The sequence below is a fragment of the Photobacterium kasasachensis genome (assembly GCF_050336885.1).
In the GTDB taxonomy this organism is placed as follows: Bacteria; Pseudomonadota; Gammaproteobacteria; order Enterobacterales; family Vibrionaceae; genus Photobacterium; species Photobacterium kasasachensis.
The window spans coordinates 16164-37842 of record NZ_JAKJSH010000005.1 but is presented as its reverse complement, the minus strand read 5'-3'; the positions used below and the strand labels follow the sequence as shown (position 1 = coordinate 37842).

The 21679-nt window shown below is 48.5% G+C and carries 21 protein-coding genes; 14 read left to right on the top strand and 7 right to left on the bottom strand.

What is annotated here, in order from left to right; translation table 11 throughout:
• The first annotated feature begins 4 nt into the window (after positions 1 to 4).
• Positions 5 to 433 (top strand): MarR family winged helix-turn-helix transcriptional regulator, encoded by a 429-nt coding sequence (locus tag L4D19_RS04625; RefSeq protein WP_428451439.1) that lies wholly within the window; start codon positions 5 to 7, stop codon positions 431 to 433.
• A gap of 24 nt (positions 434 to 457) precedes the next feature.
• Here L4D19_RS04625 and L4D19_RS04620 read toward each other — a convergent pair whose 3' ends face one another.
• Complete coding sequence (locus tag L4D19_RS04620; protein WP_428451438.1) at positions 458 to 1489, bottom strand: S66 family peptidase; 1032 nt, start codon at positions 1487 to 1489, stop codon at positions 458 to 460.
• A gap of 230 nt (positions 1490 to 1719) precedes the next feature.
• Between L4D19_RS04620 and L4D19_RS04615 the strand changes: the two genes are divergently transcribed.
• Positions 1720 to 2394 carry a DUF3047 domain-containing protein gene (locus L4D19_RS04615; RefSeq protein WP_428451437.1) on the top strand — a complete coding sequence of 225 codons (675 nt, stop codon included), beginning with the start codon at positions 1720 to 1722 and terminating at the stop codon, positions 2392 to 2394.
• Between the two features lie 22 nt (positions 2395 to 2416).
• Here L4D19_RS04615 and L4D19_RS04610 read toward each other — a convergent pair whose 3' ends face one another.
• Complete coding sequence (locus tag L4D19_RS04610) at positions 2417 to 3427, bottom strand: DUF2860 domain-containing protein (protein WP_428451436.1); 1011 nt, start codon at positions 3425 to 3427, stop codon at positions 2417 to 2419.
• A 175-nt stretch (positions 3428 to 3602) separates the two neighbouring features.
• Between L4D19_RS04610 and L4D19_RS04605 the strand changes: the two genes are divergently transcribed.
• Positions 3603 to 4811, top strand: coding sequence for an OmpP1/FadL family transporter (locus tag L4D19_RS04605; protein WP_428451435.1), 1209 nt, complete (start codon positions 3603 to 3605; stop codon positions 4809 to 4811).
• Positions 4812 to 4846: 35 nt separating this feature from the next.
• Here L4D19_RS04605 and L4D19_RS04600 read toward each other — a convergent pair whose 3' ends face one another.
• The 5 genes from L4D19_RS04600 to L4D19_RS04580 form a co-directional block, all read right to left on the bottom strand.
• Positions 4847 to 5680, bottom strand: a complete 834-nt coding sequence (locus L4D19_RS04600; RefSeq protein ID WP_428451434.1) for a citryl-CoA lyase — start codon at positions 5678 to 5680, stop codon at positions 4847 to 4849.
• Positions 5677 to 6879 carry a CaiB/BaiF CoA transferase family protein gene (locus tag L4D19_RS04595; protein WP_428451433.1) on the bottom strand — a complete coding sequence of 401 codons (1203 nt, stop codon included), beginning with the start codon at positions 6877 to 6879 and terminating at the stop codon, positions 5677 to 5679. Before L4D19_RS04595 ends, L4D19_RS04600 begins: the two co-directional genes overlap by 4 nt.
• 117 nt (positions 6880 to 6996) lie before the next feature.
• Entirely contained in the window at positions 6997 to 8553 is a 1557-nt protein-coding gene (locus L4D19_RS04590) for a tripartite tricarboxylate transporter permease (RefSeq protein ID WP_239411335.1), read from the bottom strand.
• Positions 8554 to 8557: 4 nt separating this feature from the next.
• Entirely contained in the window at positions 8558 to 9031 is a 474-nt protein-coding gene (locus L4D19_RS04585) for a tripartite tricarboxylate transporter TctB family protein (RefSeq protein ID WP_428451432.1), read from the bottom strand.
• 87 nt (positions 9032 to 9118) lie between these two features.
• Entirely contained in the window at positions 9119 to 10102 is a 984-nt protein-coding gene (locus L4D19_RS04580; protein WP_428451431.1) for a tripartite tricarboxylate transporter substrate binding protein, read from the bottom strand.
• Positions 10103 to 10299: 197 nt separating this feature from the next.
• On the opposite strand from L4D19_RS04580, the gene L4D19_RS04575 reads away from it, so the two are divergent.
• From L4D19_RS04575 to L4D19_RS04525, 11 genes are all read left to right on the top strand, one after another.
• On the top strand, positions 10300 to 11952 hold the full coding sequence (locus tag L4D19_RS04575; RefSeq protein WP_428451430.1) for an ATP-binding protein: 1653 nt from the start codon (positions 10300 to 10302) through the stop codon (positions 11950 to 11952).
• Positions 11952 to 12650 (top strand): response regulator, encoded by a 699-nt coding sequence (locus tag L4D19_RS04570; RefSeq protein WP_428451429.1) that lies wholly within the window; start codon positions 11952 to 11954, stop codon positions 12648 to 12650. Before L4D19_RS04575 ends, L4D19_RS04570 begins: the two co-directional genes overlap by 1 nt.
• A 329-nt stretch (positions 12651 to 12979) precedes the next feature.
• Positions 12980 to 13843 (top strand): glycosyl hydrolase family 18 protein, encoded by an 864-nt coding sequence (locus tag L4D19_RS04565; protein ID WP_428451428.1) that lies wholly within the window; start codon positions 12980 to 12982, stop codon positions 13841 to 13843.
• A 223-nt stretch (positions 13844 to 14066) separates the two neighbouring features.
• Positions 14067 to 14972, top strand: a complete 906-nt coding sequence (locus tag L4D19_RS04560) for an oxidoreductase (RefSeq protein ID WP_428451427.1) — start codon at positions 14067 to 14069, stop codon at positions 14970 to 14972.
• Positions 14973 to 15004: 32 nt separating this feature from the next.
• Positions 15005 to 15916: a helix-turn-helix domain-containing protein gene (locus L4D19_RS04555; RefSeq protein ID WP_428451426.1), complete on the top strand. Its 912-nt coding sequence runs from the start codon at positions 15005 to 15007 to the stop codon at positions 15914 to 15916.
• A 35-nt stretch (positions 15917 to 15951) separates the two neighbouring features.
• Positions 15952 to 17130 carry an alpha/beta hydrolase gene (locus tag L4D19_RS04550; RefSeq protein ID WP_428451425.1) on the top strand — a complete coding sequence of 393 codons (1179 nt, stop codon included), beginning with the start codon at positions 15952 to 15954 and terminating at the stop codon, positions 17128 to 17130.
• A 3-nt stretch (positions 17131 to 17133) separates the two neighbouring features.
• Positions 17134 to 17787: an NAD-dependent epimerase/dehydratase family protein gene (locus L4D19_RS04545; RefSeq protein ID WP_428451424.1), complete on the top strand. Its 654-nt coding sequence runs from the start codon at positions 17134 to 17136 to the stop codon at positions 17785 to 17787.
• 151 nt (positions 17788 to 17938) lie between these two features.
• Entirely contained in the window at positions 17939 to 18733 is a 795-nt protein-coding gene (locus L4D19_RS04540) for a YMGG-like glycine zipper-containing protein (RefSeq protein ID WP_428451423.1), read from the top strand.
• A 487-nt stretch (positions 18734 to 19220) separates the two neighbouring features.
• On the top strand, positions 19221 to 19613 hold the full coding sequence (locus L4D19_RS04535; RefSeq protein ID WP_428451422.1) for a hypothetical protein: 393 nt from the start codon (positions 19221 to 19223) through the stop codon (positions 19611 to 19613).
• Positions 19614 to 19750: 137 nt separating this feature from the next.
• Positions 19751 to 20248 (top strand): copper chaperone PCu(A)C, encoded by a 498-nt coding sequence (locus L4D19_RS04530; protein WP_428451421.1) that lies wholly within the window; start codon positions 19751 to 19753, stop codon positions 20246 to 20248.
• Positions 20249 to 20552: 304 nt separating this feature from the next.
• A complete protein-coding gene (locus L4D19_RS04525; protein WP_428451420.1) occupies positions 20553 to 21464 on the top strand; it encodes a sensor domain-containing diguanylate cyclase in 912 nt (303 codons plus the stop codon).
• Positions 21465 to 21679 lie beyond the last annotated feature (215 nt).

The window sequence follows — 21679 nt, the reverse complement described above, 5'->3', positions numbered from 1 at the left end:
CACCATGGCCGTTAAGTTTGACAGGCAAAGAAGTTTTGGCTGGATGATAAATGTAGTTGCACATCGTACGGCAAAAAAATTCGATATCGAATTGAAAAAGCATGGTCTTACCATCGCGCTATGGCCGACTATGATGTGCTTATGGGAAGAGGAAGGTGTCACACAGCGAGATATTGCGGCTAAATCTAAGGTTGAGAATTCCACAACAACCCGAACACTCGACAAGCTTGAAAAATTGGGGCTAGTAGAAAGGCGAGCCGATCCTAATAGCCGCCGTTCATTTCGCATCTTCCTGACAGAAGAAGGGCACAAACTAAGGAAAACCCTGCTTCCTATCCCTGTGGCAGTCACTCAAGAGTTACTCTGCTCCCTGAAGCCAGAAGAACAGGAGCTGATGATTGAACTACTACGCAAAATGGTCGCCAACATCTAATAAGCTAACAAGTGTTCGAGTATATTAGGCAATAAGCTGTTGATGAATACGCCCGCCATCGTGTAATTCCACGGTGGCCAAAGCGCCGTTTATCAACGTCAGATTTGGCGGCACATGACCGATATCCAAATCAATCATCACGGGGATCCCTAAATCTGCAAGGTGCCTTTCCAATACCTCGTAGTAAGTCAGATCGTCCTCATTGTCTGAATCGACAACCGCACATCTGCCCAGCAGCAACCCGTTAATGCAGGAAAAGACACCGCGAAACTTCATATTCAATATCGTTCTGGCTAAATCGACCGGTGACATTTCAACATTTTCCAGAAATAGCACCAGCCCTTCAGGATACTGGCGAGACAAGTTATCAAGATCCAAATAGTCAGTACCGAACAGATGAAACAAAGTGTCCCAACAGCCACCGATCAACCGGCCCTCAATGGTGTTCCCCTTTTCAGGCTTAACTAGCCATCTCCATTGGGTGGGTATCTCCGGCTGCAGCACCGCTTCTGGGTCCTCAGCAATATTTGGCCATGACCGGGTGTGCTTGGCTGACGCGGATTGCGAAAAATGTTCACCATACGGCGTTGATAGACAAGCCAACGTGCCAGCAGTTAGTGATTCTGTGGCATTGCTTGTTAAGTCCATCAAGTTTGAGCAATGTGCCGAAGCCCAACCTAACTTGCTGGATAGAACGGCCGTTATGGTACTAACATCTGAAAAACCCAACACCCACTTAGGCTTTACCTTTGTCAGGGCATCAAAATCGAGCAGCGGCAACAGCTCCATCGCCAACTCTCCGCCCCATGGCGGAACTATGGCATCGATATCATCATTCAAGAGGAATGACATCAGTTCATCGGCACGCTGCTGCGCAGGTGCACTAACGTGTTTTTGCTGCCCTCTTAAACACTCGCCTTCAACGACATTGAAGCCTTGCGACTTAAAATAGGCCAGTACACATTGATACCTGGCTTCATGCTCTGTGGCGATTCCCGTTGAGAAAGCGGTTATCGCTATCGTACTGCCTTTCTTTAGTGGTGCTGGATATTTCATGCTTCGCTCACCTCTCGTTTCCAATAAGAACAATTAAGCATATGGAATCCAACCATTCAATAGCGAAAAGCAATAAAAACCTTACATTTTATAGAGATAGATAAGGCTACTCATCTTAGACGAATAAAGAGAAGTGGCACTACTTGCAATCATGTGCTTTATAAATAAGAAGCGGTTAACCCGTTATTTGATTGTCTGTTCTCGACCATTCTTGCTATCGGAGCCTGATAATGAGGATATTGCACTTGCTGAGCCTAAGCTCACTGTCGATGTTCTGTCTTAGCGCCTATGCCGTTACCAGTATTCCCATCGCTCGATTTGAAACAGAGTCATTGAGCCGTTGGCAGGAAAAATCATTCGATGGTTATACCCAATACAATATAGTCACCCTTAGCGGTCAACGGGTGCTAAAAGCCGATAGCCAAGGTTCTGCATCTATCTTGGCCAAACAGCTAAAAATCGATTTAAAGAAAACCCCCTACCTTAATTGGTCATGGCGAGTTGAAAACAACCTGCCCCGGCTCAATGAACGGACCAAACAGGGAGATGACTATGCCGCCCGAATTTATATCGTTCAGGGAGGCAATACGCGCTGGAGCACGATTGCTCTCAACTACGTATGGTCAAGCAATCAAATTCAGGGCAGCCGGTGGAACAATGCCTTTGTCGGGAAGAGAGCCAAAATGCTGGCGGTAAGAGGCCAAGCCGATGCCACAAGAAACTGGACCAATGAGAAACGTAATGTCTATCAGGATTTAATCGAGTTCTTTGGTGATAAAGGCAGCGACTGGAAAAACGAGCAGGCCTACCGGTTCATCGATGCTGTTGCCATCATGACAGACACTGACAACAGCCAACGCAGCGCAATAGCATATTACGGAGATATTTACTTTTCTGAAAAATAAACACCCTGTTAAATGTGCTCAATTAAAACCGATAAAGCAATCCGGCACTTAACAGGCTGACAGAGGAATCATAAAAGTTAACATCGCTATCTTCTTCGAACCATACCACCCCGGTATTGGCCAACCACCCCTTCCAGCCGAAAGGTTGGGCATAAAAGGCAGTAAAGCTGACACCGAACCGGTCGCCATCAGCTTTGGTATCAAAAACCGGATTTGCCTCATTAAACTCAATAAAGCCGAAAGAAGCGTTAGTGACAAACCGCCAACGATTATCCATCCTGTAGATGTAATTCACGCTAAAGGACATACCATCATAGGCCATAGCATTACCATCACTGTCTTGCTCAAAATAGGCAACGGCCGGTGTAACGATGTGCTTCATTCTGTCGTACGACACAGTGTACTGCGCAGTAAAACGGCTACTGTCGCCATTACGGTTCAATAAGGCTAGCTCAGAGTCTGATAACCCCAGAGATTCACCGCTGCGTTCTCTATCGATATCCACTTCACGGGCGGAATAGCGAAGCTCCAACCCCGTGCCATAAATGTTATCCCAAATCAGCCGGTAGCCATCGCTGGTACGATCGGTTTTAGCTCGATCGCTACCAGTTAAAAACGGGTCTTCCCACACTTCCGTGGCGAGTGGCGTTTGCAGGAAACTGGCACCGATAATGCCTGCTTTTCCTATCTCCTGGCGAATACCGGCTCGGGCGGAAAAATCAAACCGGATATAATCTTCCAACTGATTACCAAAGAAAATCTGAGTACGGGTATCAGCAAATGTATAGGCCAGCTCCAAGCCGATCACCGGTATACCGACGGTTCTGGTATCAGCCGTCTGATCAAGCGAATCAAGCGTCGCGTTACCAATGTCGGCACTGCCGAATTTTGCCAGCGAATTGGATTCAACACTGGTTACCCCTGCGCCAATATTCACAAAGCCACTGACTCCGCTTTCTTTGGGAATAGGCTCGATGGCAAAAGCCGAAGGGATCACCACAGTACCGAGAGCAAGCAGGCTAACGTATCGCATTGACAAATTCCTAGAGGATCATTTGTTCAAAATCTAGGTGAGCACACCTCTCCTGTAAAATTATTAGGATATTATTTTTGCGAAACCATCTCATTTTCCTTAACCGTGCCAATCCTAAGAGCAGATCAAACTGCTACGCTTAATTGACTCGGATCCCCATTAATCATATTGAAACATGCAAAAGGCTCTCTTGTTCTTAACATTGGCCGCATCTGCCAGCAGCCACGCCACGGCACCGGTTTTCAACCGCTTGTTTGCTGCGGCTGACAGTGCCGAGACGGCTTATAATAACCCGGCAGGGATGACCCGGCTGCATAGCAACGAATTATCGCTTTCGGGTCACTTGATCAAATATTTAGGGGAGTTCGACATAAATCAGAGTGTCACGACCGTCAGCGGCGGAGCACCTGACAGCGGCGATCCTATCCTTATTCCGGCAATGTATTATGTCCGCGTTATCGACGATGACTGGCGGGCAGGCTTTTCCTTGACGATCCCTACCGGTTTTGGCTCCAACAACGACGGGGACTGGGCCGGGCGCTATTACAGTACAGAATCCAGCCTCATACTCGTTAGCGCAACCCCCAGCCTTGCCTATCGGGTGAATGACAGGTTGTCGCTCGGTGCCGGGTTAGGCTTCAATTACACAACATCAGAAATCTCAACGGCTGTTGCGAATAGCGATCCCAACTTGTCTGACGGATCGCTAGACGTAGAATCCGATGGCCTTGGTATAGCCGTCGTACTTAGCAGCCTCATAGAGCTCACCCCGCACACCCGGGTAGGTATTAACTATCGCAGCGAGTCTGAAGCCAGCACTGATCCCGATATCGACATTAACGGTACAGGTATCGCACCGGAGGAACTGGAACAGCTAAAAGCGGCAATCAACGATCTTGAGATCGCCAGTAAGGTCCCGCAGCAATTCCAGTTTGGCATTTATCACCAACTGGACAACCAATGGGAGCTTACCTTTGATGCCGTGTGGATCGACTTCTCCGAATTTGGCGTGACAGAGATCAGCATTGTTGGCAATGACATCGATGCGCCTGATGATCTATACGAAGACTTCTGGGCCTTCTCTGCCGGCTTGTCCTTTCCCATCTCACCGAGCCTGACTGGCAGAGCCGGCTTGTTGTTCGTCCAACAGGCAATATCAGATGAAAACCGAAGCTTTTCTTTTGCCCTGGATCGCATTTACGGTATCGGCGCAGGCATTCAGCATCAACGCAGCAACGGCGATAAAGTTGATGTGAACGTCAACCTGTTCGATAGCGGCAACGCGCCTATCGATACCGGCGACGACCCCGTTCGCGGCCGCATCGCCGGTGAATATAAAGATCACTATGCAATAGGGCTAGAAGTCAGCTATCACTGGAAGTAATCACTTATCCCTCTTGCCTCCCTCAACACTGTAGGCTACTCCACATCTCTTGGCGGATACCCGTCATAGCTCCAAAGCAGGTGCCGCGGGATCGGTCCTTTGTTTCTGCCTCCCTGCCCTGTCTGCTCCCACGCATGAGCCAGGATCCCCACAGAACGAGATAAGCAAAACAAACCGCGGGCCAATGGTGCCGGAAAACCCAGTTCGGCATAGATTACTGCCGTTGCGCCATCGATGTTCATCGGGATACGCTTGCCTTTCTTTTCTGCCAGATAATGCTCTATTGCCAGGGCTATTTCAGCATACTGGCCCGATACAGTTCCCGCCTCAGCGGCATGAATGACTAGCTCCAGCAATGCCGGAGCCCTGGGATCAATCGGGTGAAAGCGATGGCCAAAGCCGGGAATAAACTTGCCATGTAGCTCAGTAAACCGGAGCAGCTCCTGTTCAACGGCCTGCTCTAACGCGACTCCTGAACTGCAGCGCTCGGCGATAGCAGAATACAAGCCGACAGCCTGCTCACCAGCACCGCCATGTACATCCCCCAGCACATTCACCGCCGATGCCATCGCATTATTGAGATCAACACCACAGGTCGCGGCCATTCTAGCAATGGCAATACTCGGGGCTTGCGGGCCATGATCGACCGCAGCCATCAAGGCAGCATCAAGCAATGATGCCTGCTCGGTTGATGGCCGTTCGCCCCGCACCATCAGCCAAATCATTTGGGCAAAGCTGGTCTTTCCGATCAACTGATCAATCGGGTATCCGTGATAGCGAATCACCCCTGGCGACATATCAATGATGTCGGTTTTCCACCAGTCGCTGACTTCACGGCCCAACCCTGACTCTGGACGCTCTATGCTCATAACACTCCCTCCTCCCTGAATTGCTCAATTTCCTCATGGCTCAGGCCAAGCGCTTGCAGGCACTGATAGGTATGCTCCCCAAGACGCGGAGGCGGCATTGAAACAGCAGGACGCTCGCCATTGACCTTAAAGCCGGTCCGGACGTAACGTACATCCTTGTTCACCCCGGGCACATCATGAAAACAGCCGGTAAAATCTCTTCCGGCGACTTGTTCTAAATCAAGGGCCTGCGGCACACTCAATACTCTACCTGCAGGTACCCCTGCCTGATTCAGCTTCTCCTCCCAGCTTGCTGCCGAGTCTTTGGCAAAAGCTTCCTCGATGATTTCGGTCAATGCCAGACGGTGATCCAGCCGTGCCTGCCGTTCAACAAAGCGAGGATCGGTTATCAGCTCCGGCTGTCCTATCAGCCGACAGACGGCCTCGAACTGCTCCTGCTTGTTGGCTGCCAGATTCAGCAAACCATCTCCGGTACGGAAGGTACCGGACGGGCTGGAAGTGACATTATTGTTGCCCATCGGCTCAGGAGCCTTGTTCGCAACCAAATAGTTAGAAACAGCCCAGCCCATAGTGGTCAGGGTTGATTCAAGCATCGAGACATCGATGAAACATCCTTCTCCCGAGCTCTCCCGTCCGGCCAGCGCGGCACAAACCGAAAAAGCCGCCGTCATTCCACCAATGGTATCGGCGATGGGATAACCCACCCGATAAGGGGCATTGGCCGGATCACCGGTAATACTCATGACCCCCGACATCCCCTGGATAATCTGATCATAGGCTGGCAGATGCTTCATCGGTCCGTCAGCACCGTAACCTGAGATGGCGCAATACACCAGTTTGGGGTTCTCCTCTCTCAGAACCTCATAACCCAGCCCAAGTCGGTCCATCACGCCAGGCCTGAAGTTCTCGATGAGCACATCAGCACCCTTGACGAGCCTTTTTAGCAACGCCTTGCCTTGGTCAGATTTAAGGTTAAGGGTCAACGACTGCTTACCGACATTCTGGGCCAGAAAGGAAATCCCCATTTTATCCCTGTTAAGAGAAGGTTCAGCACCCAGTTGGCGCGCCAGATCTCCGCTACCGGGAACCTCGACCTTAATCACCTCGGCTCCCATATGAGCCAGTTGATGGCCACAAAATGGCCCGGCCAATACATTGGTTAAATCGAGTACACGATATTGTTTGAGGGGTGTTAGCATCCCTGCTCTCCTGAATTTCGAACAGCTAACACCGGGCCTGCTGATAGCCAGCCGGCCGAGCGTTATCACTGTGAATGAGTGGATGTTAGAAACTAAACGTGAAGGATAAGAGCCAAATTACTTGCTGATTTCCATTTCCTCATCGGCAGCTTCGGTGGCATCTGCCGTATTAACCTGCCGACGTTTTTCCCGCCACATCGAGAACAAAGGCATCAAGAGTGCCAGCACGGCACAGATCATGATGGTCAGCGTTAGCGGACGCTCCCACAGGAAGGCATAGCTACCATCAGAGAGAGTCAGCGAGCGACTCAGGTTCTTCTCCAAAATATCGCCAAGAATAAAGCCCAGTAGCATTGGCGCCATCGGGAAGTGCAACAGCTTAAGGAAGGTGGCAATAACGGTAATAATCACCATCATCTGGATATCAAAGGTGTTGAAACTGACCAAATACACACCCGTTATCGAGAAGAACAAGATCAACGGGATCAAAATAGGCCGAGGGATCACCAACAAGCGCGAGATGTACGGAATTAACGGCAAATTAAGGATCAACAGCACAATGTTGCCGAAATACATCGAAATAATCACCGACCAGAACACATCAGGATTATCGACAAACAAGCGTGGTCCCGGCTGGATACCATAGGCGATCAGGGCACCAAGCATGATGGCCGTTGTCCCCGAGCCCGGAATACCCAACGTCAGCAATGGCACGAATGAGCCCGTCGAGGCAGCATTGTTTGCCGACTCCGGCGCAGCCAGGCCGCGCAGGGCTCCTTTACCGAACTTGGCCTTTTCTTCCTTCGAGGCCAGATTCCGCTCCATGCCATAACTTAGGAATGATGCAATCGTTGCCCCGGCTCCCGGCAGCACACCAACCAGAAAACCGAAGAAAGACGAACGTCCAACCGTCGGCGCCACATGCTTCACTTCCTCTTTGCTCAGCTTCATGCTGCCAAGAGAGTCCATGTCCATCTGCGGCTCCTCCTGCTTGTGTTCACCACGAAGCACTGTCATCACCACTTCAGTCAAGGCAAAGGTCGCCATAGCTAGCAACAAGAAACTGATGCCGTCAATCAAATCCACGTTATCAAAGGTAAAACGGGGAATACCGGACATCACATCGATCCCGACCGTCGCGATCATCAAACCGAATACTGTCATCATCAGCGCTTTCAGTACCTGCCCCTTGCCGGAGAAGGCTGCCACCGCAGTAAGACCCAATATCATCAAGGCAAAATAGTCACTCGACTGGAAACTCAGCGACACCTTGGCCAGCGCTGGTGCGGCAAAAAGCAGAACCAGTGCGCCAATTGTCCCGCCGGTAAACGACGAATAGGCTGCCAGTGCCAACGCCTTACCGGCCTGCTTCTTCTGCGCCAGCGGATAGCCGTCAAACGCGGTAACCACGGTACTGGCACAGCCCGGCGCATTAATCAGGATCGACGAGGTAGAGCCACCAAAGATCGCACCGTAATACACCCCGGCCATCAAAATAATGCCGGAAGAAGGGTCAAGCCCGTAGGTGATCGGGATCATCAGCGCAATCGCCGATATCGGCCCCAACCCAGGCAACATACCGATGAAGGTTCCGGCAAAACATCCGACGATCACCATCAGCAGATTGAAGGGCATAACAGCTGTTGTCAGCCCTGACATCATTCCATCAAACATTGTCTTACCCTCCAATGAAAGTGTTAAAGAAGCGTCCAGGCGCAAGGTAAATATCGAGCAGTTGAGTTAGGACAAACCAAAAACCCACGGCAAAGGGGACAGAAGCCAGAAACAGGATCTTGGGCCGCCGCTCGCCTAGCAGCCAGTAACCGCCCCCCAGAAACAAGGCTGTCGATATCATAAAGCCCAGCCATTCCAGAGAGATCGCAAACAGCACCATCAACACCAGTAACTTGGCGACCAGCACGAAGTCATACCCGAACAGACTCAGTCGATCCTTGCTATCTTTGCTTGCCGTCGCCAGCTGCAGAATAGAGAACAAGATGCCTAGCACAGCCAGCGCCGTCGGCAGGGTTTTGGCATGAAACGGTTCGTATTCATCGCCGGGAAACAAGGCAATTTGATTGGCATAAAAGCCGTATGCAACGGAAAAGCATAGAAATACCAAACCACCAATATGATCTTTGGTTACTGTCATAGGTGATCCCTCACAGTGAACAGATAGAAAAGGAGAAGTTAGGAAGAAAAAAAGCGCAGGGGCAAATGCCTCACTGCGCTACGGCAATTAGTTTAGGAAGCCGAGCTCTTTCATCAGGCCACCGATTTCTTTTTCCTGTTGCTTCAGGAAAGCTTCAAATTCTTTGCGAGGCTTAAAGATTTCAGTCCAGCCATAGCGGTCACGTACCGAAGCCCACTCGTCGGTGTCATACATGTTTTCTAACACCTGAGCATATTCGGCCGCCTGCTCGTCACTTAGCTCTGGTGAGCCAAAGAAGCCACGCCAGTTAACGAATGAGGCGTCATAACCCAGCTCCTTCAGTGTCGGAACATCCGGGGCGACTTTCGAGCGCTCTTCACCTGTCATCGCCAGGATACGCACTTCACCGGCTTCTGCCAGGCTCAGTGCTTCGCTAAGCCCCGTCGACAACACCTGTGTTTCACCTGACAGCAAACCGGCCATGGCCTTGCCACCAGCATCATAGGCGAGGTATTTCACCTTGCGCGGCTCGCCACCTGCCGCCTTGAATGCCAGCGCGGCAACCAAGTGGTCCATACCACCACGCGATGAGCCACCTGCTACCGACACCGAGCGCGGGTTCTTCTTGTAGTCTTCTGCCAGTTGGGTAAAGGACTGATATTTTGAGTCTTTAGGCACCACAAACGCGGCATAATCACCGATAGTGGCAGCTATTGGCGTAAGATCTCGGAACGATTGTGGGAAAACTTTGGAAAGAGAGCGGATCACAATCGGCGTCGAGTTCACCATCAGGGTATCTTGCGACTGCTCGGCTGTCTTGATCAGGTAGGCAATAGCCTTACCGCCACCACCGCCAGACATATTTTCGTATGAAACCTTATCTACCAGCTCTGACTTTGCCAGCGCTTCGCCGGTCCCGCGAGCGGTACTATCCCAGCCACCGCCGGCACCACCAGGTACCAGGAAGTGAATGGAATCAACGTCTGCCTGTGCTGTCCCTACACTCATTGCCGACGCAATGACAGCTGCTAATACGGATACACGCTTACGGGTAATAAACTGAGTTAGCATAATGGTTCCTCATTAATAGTGATTTGTTCCTTCACCATTAACGTTATGCCCGCGCCCGATTTATTAAAAGATTGTAAAATTAATGTGAATAAGGTCCTTATTGGTAATTTTGTTCATAATGTTCACAGCACCCAGACGCCAAGAAAGGTACACTGTCTGTAACAAGGAATATGGGTGGAAGGATATCACCAATTACCATGACGCAGTTTCTGTCATTACGCCATCTTCGGCTAAAAACACGTATGGTGTTGATTCTAGGAATAATCGCAATACTTCAGACCGGTGTGCTGGGACATTTCACCATTCGCTACCTCGATAACGTTCTGGATGAGCAAATTGGCCAGCAGGCAATGCGTGTCGCGCAGTCTATTGCATCATCACCAGATGTGATTCAGGCCGTAACCGAAAAGAACACAACATTTTTGCAACCACTGAGTCTTCGGCTGGCTGAATCGACCAAGGCTCGATTCGTTGTCTTTGGTGATAAAAACGGTATTCGCCTTGCTCACCCCTCATCGACTCGTGTCGGAAAGTCAATGGCTGACGATGACGGTGATACCAACGAACCAGCGCTTATCCACGGCAAGGCATACGTATCGAAAGCCAAAGGCAGTATCGGTTGGTCTATGAGGGGAAAAGCCCCGATATTCGAGCAGGATGGCACGACGATCATCGGGATCGTTTCTGTCGGCTATATGCTGGATACCGTCGATACCATTGTCGGTCACCACAGAGTCTCTATGCTCGTTGCTATCACCATTGCTTTCTTGTTTAGCGTGGTCATGGCCATCTTGTTCGCCAACCACTTCAAGAAGGCCATTTTCAACCTCGAACCGGAGCAAATAGGCCGCCTGTTCCGTGAGCGAAATGCCACCCTGGAAACCGTACGAGAGGGGATTGTTGCCATCAACCACAATGGTCATATCACCACCTTTAACCATGCCGCCATCAAAACGCTTAAGCTCCCCGAAGAGCAGCAATATATAGGTCGTTATATCCAGGATGTATTGCCGGATAGCGGCATGCTCGACGTGCTGGAAAACGGCGAACCGCAGTTCGATCAGGAAGTGTGGTTACATGATCATAACCTCATCGCCAACCGGATCCCCCTGCTGCAAGACAACGTGGTCACCGGCGTTGTATCAAGCTTTCGCCTTAAGAATGAGCTTGATATGGTCAGCCGTAAGCTCACCCGTATTCAGCAATACGCCGAAAGCCTGCGCAGCCAGTCACACGAGTACAACAACAAACTTCACACGATTGCCGGACTGATCCAGATAGATGCCAAAGACGAAGCGCTGGCAGTGATCGGCCAGGAAACCTCCAGCCATCAGGCCTTTATTCAACATCTAATGAAGGTAACTTCAGACAGTATTCTGGCCGGGTGCCTGCTCGGCAAATACAACCGGGCCAAAGAGCTGGGACTTGAGCTATATATTGATGAAGACAGTCAGATGTCAGCCCTGCCCGAACAACTCCCCCGCGAGCAGTTGGTCAGTATTTTAGGCAATCTGATCGACAACGCCCTTGAGGCAACACTGGCGCACCATGGCAAGGGGGGCACAGTCAGCCTTAGCCTGTCTGATTTTGGCAAAGAGCTGATTTTCGAAGTCAATGATCAGGGAGCAGGACTGACGGCAGACGAGGCTGACAAAATATTTACCCGCGGCTATACCACCAAAAATACGCAAGGCCACGGAATTGGCCTCGATCTGGTAAGAAACCTCGTCGATCATTTGGGCGGCATGATCACTGTAGAGCCAGCCGAGAACGAAGGCAGTCGGTTTACCGTCTACCTGCCGAAAGCATTCCGGGAACACTCAACTGAACATGGAAAAGAGGACGTATAATGGGAACACCGATCACTGTCGTCATTGCTGAAGATGACCAGCAAATTGCCGAGATTCAGCGACGATTTGTCGAGAAAATTGAAGGATTCGAGATTATCGGCATTGCCCACGGACTGGATGAGGCCCGTGATCTGGTCGAAGTACTCAAGCCACAGCTTCTGTTGCTCGATAACCAGTTTCCAACAGGCACCGGACTGGAATTGCTGCGCGAGTTACGAGCCAGCGGCAGTAATACCGATGTGATTTTGGTGACCGCAGCCAAGGAAGTCGATACCCTGCGCACCGCCATGCACAGCGGGATCTTCGACTATATCCTCAAACCCGTGGTGTTTGAACGCCTGCAGGCATCGCTAGGCAACTATTCAAGCCACCTGGATAAACTCGCGGAAATGAAATCTCTGGAACAAAGTGATTTAGACGGCCTGTTCACATCATCTGCAACCAAGCCCGCAACACCCCAAGCCCCTCCTAGCCGCCTGCCAAAAGGAATTGATGCCATCACCCTGGATAAGATCAGAGCGGTGCTAGTTTCGCCAGCCACAACCCTCAATGCCGAACAGGTAGGCCAGGAAATAGGAGCTAGCCGGACCACCGCCCGTCGCTATCTCGAATATATGGTCAGCACCGATGAACTCTGTGCCGAGGTTTCCTACGGCACTGTCGGCAGGCCCGAGCGAAAATACCGTAAGCAAGGCTGACATTGCTTAGCTATGCCTTAAGCGCCTTTGATACATAGCCTGATTATTCACCACTGGAATAAATTGCAGCCAAGTCACAACTACAAGTGCAACCAATTGCAAACTAGCCACACTCCCCCCTGCCATTTGGAAGCAACCAATAAACTTTACTAGCTTGATAGATAAAGTTGTGAGCGCTTCCTAGTCGGCAGTGTGATTTAGGAATTAGAAGAGCAAATAACTCGGCAACTTTTTATGCACCTCTCATTACAAAATATATCGGTGCCCTAAGTCGAATCACTCAGCAAGCACCGGATTGGTTAGGTTGATACACATAAAAAGGATAAATGATGAATAACTCACTCATGGTTGGCTACCTTCAGAGCTGGTCTTCTAATGTCACTTTTACTCAGGCAGCAGAAAGTGGCTACAATGCGATTGTGTTGGCATTCGGAGAAATAGACGGTTCGACCGTCAATATTTACGATGGCTTTTTTGCAGCAGCACACACGCCGGAACTACTGAAACAAGACATCAGCAACGCCAAGGAAAAAGGCGCAAAACAAATTCTGTTATCAGTCGGTGGCGCCAATAATACCTATAACCCGGGAGGAGCCCCCGTAAGCGAACTGGCAGGCAATATCGCCAGCTTCCTCAATGAATATGGCTTTACCGGGATCGACTTCGATCTTGAAATAGAGGGCGACGGCGCTTACCTTGACGAATTGTGCCAGGCGCTTAAAAGTATTGAACCCGCATTGATCATTACCGCTGCCCCGCAGCTTAACCAGGGCGCACACGAAACGGATCTTATTCTGGTTTCAAGCGGCAATTGCCGTATGTATGATCAGGCCGTCAACAATCACCGCTTCGACTACCTGTTCATTCAAGCCTATAACAACCCCTGGCCTGTTATAAACAATACTAAGGAAACGGATGTCGAATTTATCTCCAACAGCTTTATTAACCTGACAACTACGATCCCAAACAGTACCAAGATAGTGATTGGAGAGCCGGCAGACAGGCAAGCGGCAGGCACCAGTATCTTTACCGTTGCTGAGGCCCCTGACAATATTTACCAGCTTATTCACGACCAATACGAAACGATTTATTCCAATCCGCAATTTGGCGGTGCCATGGTATGGAGCATTAACCTCGATGCCCAAAATGGCTATCAGTTTGTCAATGCCCTGAAGGGACTGCTTGATTCGTAACAAGTTGATTAATGCTCTTCAATCATTGTAAAACCAAACAAAAACAGTCATCAGGATAGGCCTCCCCTATCCTGATTTTCACTATATTCCACTAACAATCAAACGGTTAAAACTTCACCAGTAAAATGTATAAGCATCTCTGTGATAGGTATAAGTCGATAAAAGCCCCCCTCTTTATAATGGCGCTATCAAACGAGTTCAATCCTAGTACAGAGGTGAAATTATGGCAGCGTCAAACTGGAGTGCCCAAGATATTCAAGATCAGCAAGGTCGGTTGGTCATTGTTACCGGAGCCACCAGCGGAATCGGCAAAGAAACTGCGCTGACGCTGGCCGGAAAAAATGCTTCTGTCATCATTGCTGCACGCAACATGGCGAAAGGGCAAGATGTCGTCGATGAAATCCTCAAGCAGCACCCAAAGGCAGATATCTCGGTACGTGAACTTGATCTGACCAGCCTTGAATCAATCAAAACATTCTCTGATTCAATCCTGCGTGACTATAAGCAGCTAGATGTTCTTATCAACAATGCCGGGATCATGATGTGCCCGTATTCCAAAACGTCAGATGGGTTTGAAGTCCAGATGGGCACCAACCACCTCGGTCACTTTGCGTTAACAGGCCGCCTGATGCCACTGTTGATGAACACCAAAAACGCGAGAATCGTAGTGCTTTCAAGTATCGCCCACCGATTTGGCAACATTGACCTGTCAGATATCAACTGGGATAACAGAACGTATAACACCAACAAAGCCTATGGCGACAGCAAACTGGCCAACCTCTATTTTGCCTACGAGCTGAGCCGTAAGCTTGAAGGCATTAAAGATGCGCCGATTGTCACGGCAGCACACCCGGGGTGGACGGCCACAGAACTACAGCGCCACACAGGGCTATTTATATTCCTCAACCATTTCTTTGCGCAAGATACCAGTATGGGAGCATTACCGACATTACGCGCAGGTTTCGATGATAGTGTTAAACCCGGTGACTATTTCGGCCCCGCTGCATTTTTCGAAACACGCGGCTATCCTGTCACTATAAAGTCCAACAAGAAAGCCCATGACACCCTGCAAGCCAGTGAGCTGTGGCGGCAGTCAGAAAAAATGACCGGCATTGAATTCTCAATATGATGTGACATAACAGCGTACAGTGAAAGAAGCCTATGAACAGTATCATTAACATTAAAAGTGTTTCCGAGACCCACCAGATGCTGGGGCTCGGAAAACCCAGGCACCCACTGGTTTCAGTCTTCAATAACGACTGTCTGAATATGGACCTGAGCGATGCCTGCTACAGTTCGGATCTGTACATCATTTCGATGAAAGAAGGCGTGACGGGCAAGATGTCATACGGCAGAAGTTCCTATGACTTTGAAGAAGGCACCATGGTGTTCATGTCTCCGGGTCAGGTAATGACACCTGCGGAAGCAGAAAGTACCGGGGATAGCGGCAGCTACGCCGGTTGGACGCTGATCTTCCATCCCGACTTGATCCGTAAGTCACAGCTGGGAAGAAAAATCGGCCAATACACCTTCTTCTCCTACGACGTCAACGAAGCGCTGCACCTCTCCGAGGACGAAAAGCAAACCCTCAATGAACTGGCCGATAAAATAAGAAAAGAGATCAACCAAAACATTGACAGACATACTCAGCACCTTATTGCCGGCAATATTGAGCTACTTCTGGATTATTGTACCCGCTATTACGATCGTCAGTTTTATACCCGAACGAATGCCAGCGAGGATATCGTCTCAGCCTTCGAGCATCTGTTAATCCAGTATTACAACCAGGATAAGGCTCTGGAATCGGGGATTCCGACTGTCGCCTACTGTGGTCAGCAGCTTGGTATATCGCCGAATTACCTTAGCGACTTGTTGAAAAAAGAAACCGGCAGAAGTGCCCGGGATCATATTCACTTTTTCATCATTGATCGCGCAAAAACCCAGTTACTGGGCACCAACCAGCCGATAAGCCAAATTGCCTACGGGCTGGGATTTGACTATCCGGCGCACTTTACCAAGTTGTTCAAGAAAAATACCGGCGTCAGTCCGTCCCAGTTCAGGGTTCTTAACTAACACTGTTATTTAGCTGCAAACACAGGTTATCCAGCATGAAAAAATATGCGTCTCTTATGGCCATCGTACTGTCGATGATGGTCATAGCCGGTTGCACCTCACATTTGTCACGCTCGACACCGCTGAATTTATCTGGCGACTATTACAACTATATCCAGCCAAGTTTTGACCAATATTTGGAAGAAACGGAAAACTGGCTGCGGAAAAACCGCCAGTTCATCACCAGCAACCACGATAAAGAGCTGGCAATGAATATGCCGTTTGAACTGACACCTAAGCAGCCAACCAATAAGGCCGTTCTGTTTGTTCACGGCCTGGGTGACTCTCCCTACAGCTTTTCCGATCTTGCCAATACCATGGCTGAGCAGGGTTTCTATGTTCAGACATTGTTACTGCCAGGCCATGGCAGTAAACCGCAGGACATGATGCTGCCAAGCTATCAGGATTGGCAGACGATGGTCGATCACTATGCCAACCTGCTAAAGCAACAATATGATGAAGTCTGGCTCGGTGGCTTTTCAACCGGGGCTAATCTCGTCACCATCCACGCCATTGATCAGGGCGATATCGACGGGCTGCTGTTGTTCTCGCCGGGCTTTCAGACCCAGACTCCCTATCTGGAGAAGCTAACCCCACTTGTGGCTGCATTCTGGAATGGCTACCAGACGGAAGAAAACAACCTTGCCCGCTATAACTCGGCACCACTTAACGGCGCTATCGCCTATTCGGAAAGTGCAACGGCGCTCAGAAACAAGCTCAAGCAGCATACACTGACGATCCCGACGCTGATTGCGATCAGCGAGGCCGATAGCATCATCGACCCCGATGTAGTCAAAAATCTGTTTGAGACCCGGTTTGAGAACACTTCCAATCAGTTGATTTGGTATGGAGAGCAACAGCAACCAAATCGCCGGATCGTTCAGAAAAGCATGCATCTTGACCAATACAAGATCAGCACCGGTTCTCACATGAGTCCGATTTTCGCCCCGTCTAACCCTTACTATGGTGACAAGGCAGAGAAGATCATGTGTGAAAACAGCTTTAGCAGTGATGATACCGACCACTGCAATCAGGGTGAGCCTGTGTGGTTTTCAGCATGGGGTTACACAGAAAGTGGAAAAATCCATGCACGACTAACATGGAACCCTTACTACAACGAGCTAGAGAACAACATTTCCCGACTTATTCAGTCCTCGACATCGAAAGAAGGTTAATAAATGAAACTAATTATTACCGGCGCAACAGGTATGGTCGGCAAGGGAGCATTGCTGGAAGCTCTGGACTCTGCCGATGTCAGTGATGTACTCGTGGTTAGCAGACGCCCTTGTGACATTCGCCATCCCAAGCTGCGGGAGTTGCTCATCGACGACTTTATGCAGATAGCCAATGTTGCCGACCAACTTGCAGGCTACGATGCAACCCTGTTTTGCCTCGGTGTCTCATCGGTTGGCATGAGCGAGCAGGATTACCGGGCTGCCACATATGATCTGACCCTGGCCTTTGCACATACTGTTCTCGAACAGAATCCGGCAATGACATTCTGTTTTGTCAGCGGCTCAGGTACAGATATCAACAGCAAAACCATGTGGTCAAAAGTGAAGGGAGAAGCCGAAGCCACGCTGCAGGCCCTTCCTTTCAAAGGCAGCTACATGTTCCGTCCGGCGTTCATTCAGCCACTAAGGGGGATCCGTTCAAGAACTGCGATCTATAACGCCATGTATTCTGTGCTAAAGGTAATAAGCCCGTTACTGATAAAAGTGTTTCCCAACTATGCCACCACGACAACCCAGTTGGGCAACGCCATGATCCAAGTTGCCCGCCATGGCTATGATCGCCCTGTGCTTGAAGCCAAAGACATAACGAAATTCTAAGTGAAGCAGTGTGTCAAATCCCTAACGATTTGACACACTTTTTTACATTAAAAACACCGTTCAATTTGTACAGGACCTATTCAGAAAACGATTGCTAATCTTAGCCCCATAGAAGAACAAGACTTACTCAGTTTGATATAAGGGCACGGCAATGAACACTTTCATACAGACCTCTATCGCTTCCGTTTTAGGCCTTACATTACTCACCGGTTGTGTTAATCCTGGTGAAGATGATCCCAATGCCTCCACCAAACAAGGGGCTGCTGGCGGCGCGTTATTGGGGCTGACACTTGGTGCATTAACGGGTGATGCTGAGCTGGCGATGAAAGGAGCCGTGGCCGGCGGTGTGGCTGGTGGCGTAGCTGGTGCTACCAACGATATCCAAAACAACCGTGAAAACATCCGTCACGACAGCCGCAATGACTCACTGGCTCAGATTGGTAATGGCGGCAGTGCCTCAACGGCTCCCTCTCAAAACAAGGCGCAAAACTGGGAGCAGTTAGATAACTTTACCGGTGACTGGAATGTCAGCATCTGGAGCGGCGCAACAGAGCAACCAGTAACGGCGACCGCAAAAGCAACCGGCTCATTGGCAAAAACCACCGAAGCCCAGATCCAAATTCAGGATCTTGCTATCGATAGCAATAAGCAGCCTCTTCAATTAACGGCGAATTTTGCCTACACCCCTGATGCGGGCTACACGCTATCGGTTAACAGCAATATCAACAATATTCCGGTCCAATTTGCCGGTGAACATCAGCCAAACATGAACCGCTATAACTACTATCCGACCTCAAATGATGTCAGTGTCATCGAAGGTGTCGACTCATCAACTATTCGCCTTGAGTTAGCTTTTGCCGGCCAAAATGTCTGGATGATTGATACCTATGCCCAGATAAATGGCAAAGAGGAAAAAATCCAGACTTACCGATTCACCAAGTCATAACTCGTTACACTCTCCAGTAACATTCCTTGCGTTATATCGTCTTAGGCTCATGGCGGTATAACGCTTTTTTCTTGGCAGCCGATGAAACATTAACAATGGAGCCCCCCTTATCGAAAACTCACCTCTTTCACTACACCTTGGTAGTCAACAAGCGTGGAACATTTATATCCTTAACAAAAATGAAAGCAAATCATTACAAACAGCCACCGCCTTCACAATGATTCGCCGCAAGCATATTTGTTTACTTTATACCCAAATTACAAATTTTCTCAGTAATGCTTAATACTCAGTAGCTTAGATGATGCTATTTTCATGCATCTTTTTAGTGCCGACCTCTCAAACTGGAAACAAACTATTTACACCAATGGTTACAGAGTTGTACTAAGTTTGATACTATGCGTTACTATTTTAGGTGGTAGATAAAAATTCGATGAATTTCAGCAGCAGGAGACATCAAAGCACAAGGTGGGTAATTAGCCTTACCATCTTGGCTATTCTGCTGAGTAATTTTCTCTCTTCGGTTGTCATACTAAACCCGTCCCACTATCAGGGAGGTGGAAACTGGCTAACCGGCGAGAAAGTGCTGATCTGCACGAGTGAAGGACTCAAATGGATTAGTGTTGATTCACTCAAGCAACAAAACTCGGCTTTGGCGCAGCATGATAGCCAGGGTGAACATAGTGATATCAAATTCCACTGTCCGATCCTGAAGCACCACCAATCAATCAGCACTTTCCCTGGCGAAGCACTTTTTTTCCTGCTTGCATTGCTCTCTTTGCACCAGAAAATCCGATTACACAACCGTAAATCGTTCTCAAAACGTATTTACTTCATGTACGCACCCAAACATTCTCCGCCCAGCCTTGGCTCATTCAATTAGCACACGGCCAATTAAAAGCCATTAAATATCGAGAATTTTCTTGCCGACCAACTCTCGGCAAGCAAAAGACGAATAAATGTCCGACGGCAAATTACTCAAATTAATGCCTCGACATAATAATGATTGCGGAGAAAGTCATGAAAAAAATTATCAACATCATTTTGGGTAGCGCATTACTATTAAGCGGCTTTGCCAATGCACACGACTACAAAGGCGGTAACCTGCATATTGACCATCCTTGGTCTAAAGAGGTTCCACCAACGTCAGCTGTGGCAGCTGCTTTCTTCAATATCATGAACCATGGTGATGAAGGCGATACCCTGCTTCGTGCCGAATCGCCTATTGCTGGCAAAACAGAACTCCACGCTCATATCCATGAGGATGGCATGATGAAAATGCGTGAAGTTGAGAAAATTGATATTCCTGCCAATGGCACACGTACCCTAAAACCTGGCAGCTACCACATTATGTTCTTCGAGCTGCAAAAAGTACCAGCTCTTGGCGATCGCTTCCCGCTTACGCTTCACTTTGCCAAGGAGGGTACCATTGAAGTCGACGTTGCCGTCGAAGTAGCAACATATAAGCCTGACGGTCAGCAAAAAGATGAGATGAAAAGCGCTCACGCCCATCATTAAGCAGAATTAATTACATCATTTAACAGTAAAAACCGCTTGATGTTTCAAGCGGTTTTTAATTATCTACTAGTAACTCTTCTACATCTCTACGCTATTTATATAAACAGAATTAACCTCGACACCAGCTAACACATAAAGACTCTCAATAATATTAATATTATTTTTATCAATGTCGCACGAAAATATCACCTACGGAATTCTAATAACGAGCAGATACTATCTACTTGTTATGGAAATATTTTCTAGATTTCCATAACATCTTTTATTAGTCTTAATAATATATTGGCCTTACAAGGTGTTAGATATGATAGTAACCGATGTAGACCAAATAACACCAGAGAACATAGAGCACATCCTGAAAAGGATTGTAGATGAAGTGGGCGCTTACATCTATGTAAAAGATGCTGAAGGCAAATATATATACGCCAATAAACAGACTTGCCAGCTATTCAATTGCAGCGTTGATAAGATACAGGGTACTGATGATAGCCAATACTTCAGCCCATCATTGCTAGAACAAATTATAGAAAACGACCAATTTGTATTAAAAAACAGAAAAAGAATAGAAGTACAAGAAAGAAACCAACTTCAGTGTTCGGGAAAAATTTTCATCTATAAATCCGTGAAAATTCCACTTATCAGTATCAACAACGAGGTGATTGGTTTATGCGGCGTTTCTACCGACATCACTGATTTGTACAACACCCAAAAACGACTTCAAATACAAGCCAATACTGATTCTCTGACATTACTTTCTAATCGCAGGTATTTTCTTGAGCAGGTAGAAAAAGAAATATCCCGCTCTATTCGGCATAACACTCCGTTATCACTAATTATCGCTGATATCGACCATTTCAAGCATGTTAATGATAACTATGGACACGATATCGGTGACGAGGTATTGGTTTCTATCAGCAATATCTTCAAGCGTACGCTACGGAAGGAAGATATTATAGGCCGCATTGGCGGAGAAGAATTTGCTCTGCTACTCCCGCATACCAATTTACAATCGGCACTAAAGCTGGCGGAGCGAATAAGGGAAGATATTGCCCAAAGTTCGGTATCGTCCCATGATCGCAAAAAAATAAAAGTCACGATCAGCATGGGCGCGACAGATTTAACACATCGCGATAATTGCTATCAATGCCTGTACCGCAAGGCAGACGAAGCTTTATACAAAGCCAAAGAAGCTGGCAGAAACAAAGTCTGTATATAAACCACAAATTACAAAGCTTCATCGAGCGATGATACTGCTCTTTGACAACCAACAGCCATACCCCTTAAGCATCCCGAAAGCAAAGAAAATTCACTCAAGGCCTAAAGACCGAACCCATCACTATGATTTAATTACATTTTGTTGCATACACCACTCAATAAATGTAGATTTCCGCTCGCAACACAACAATTGATAATACGAACTATTACAATAAA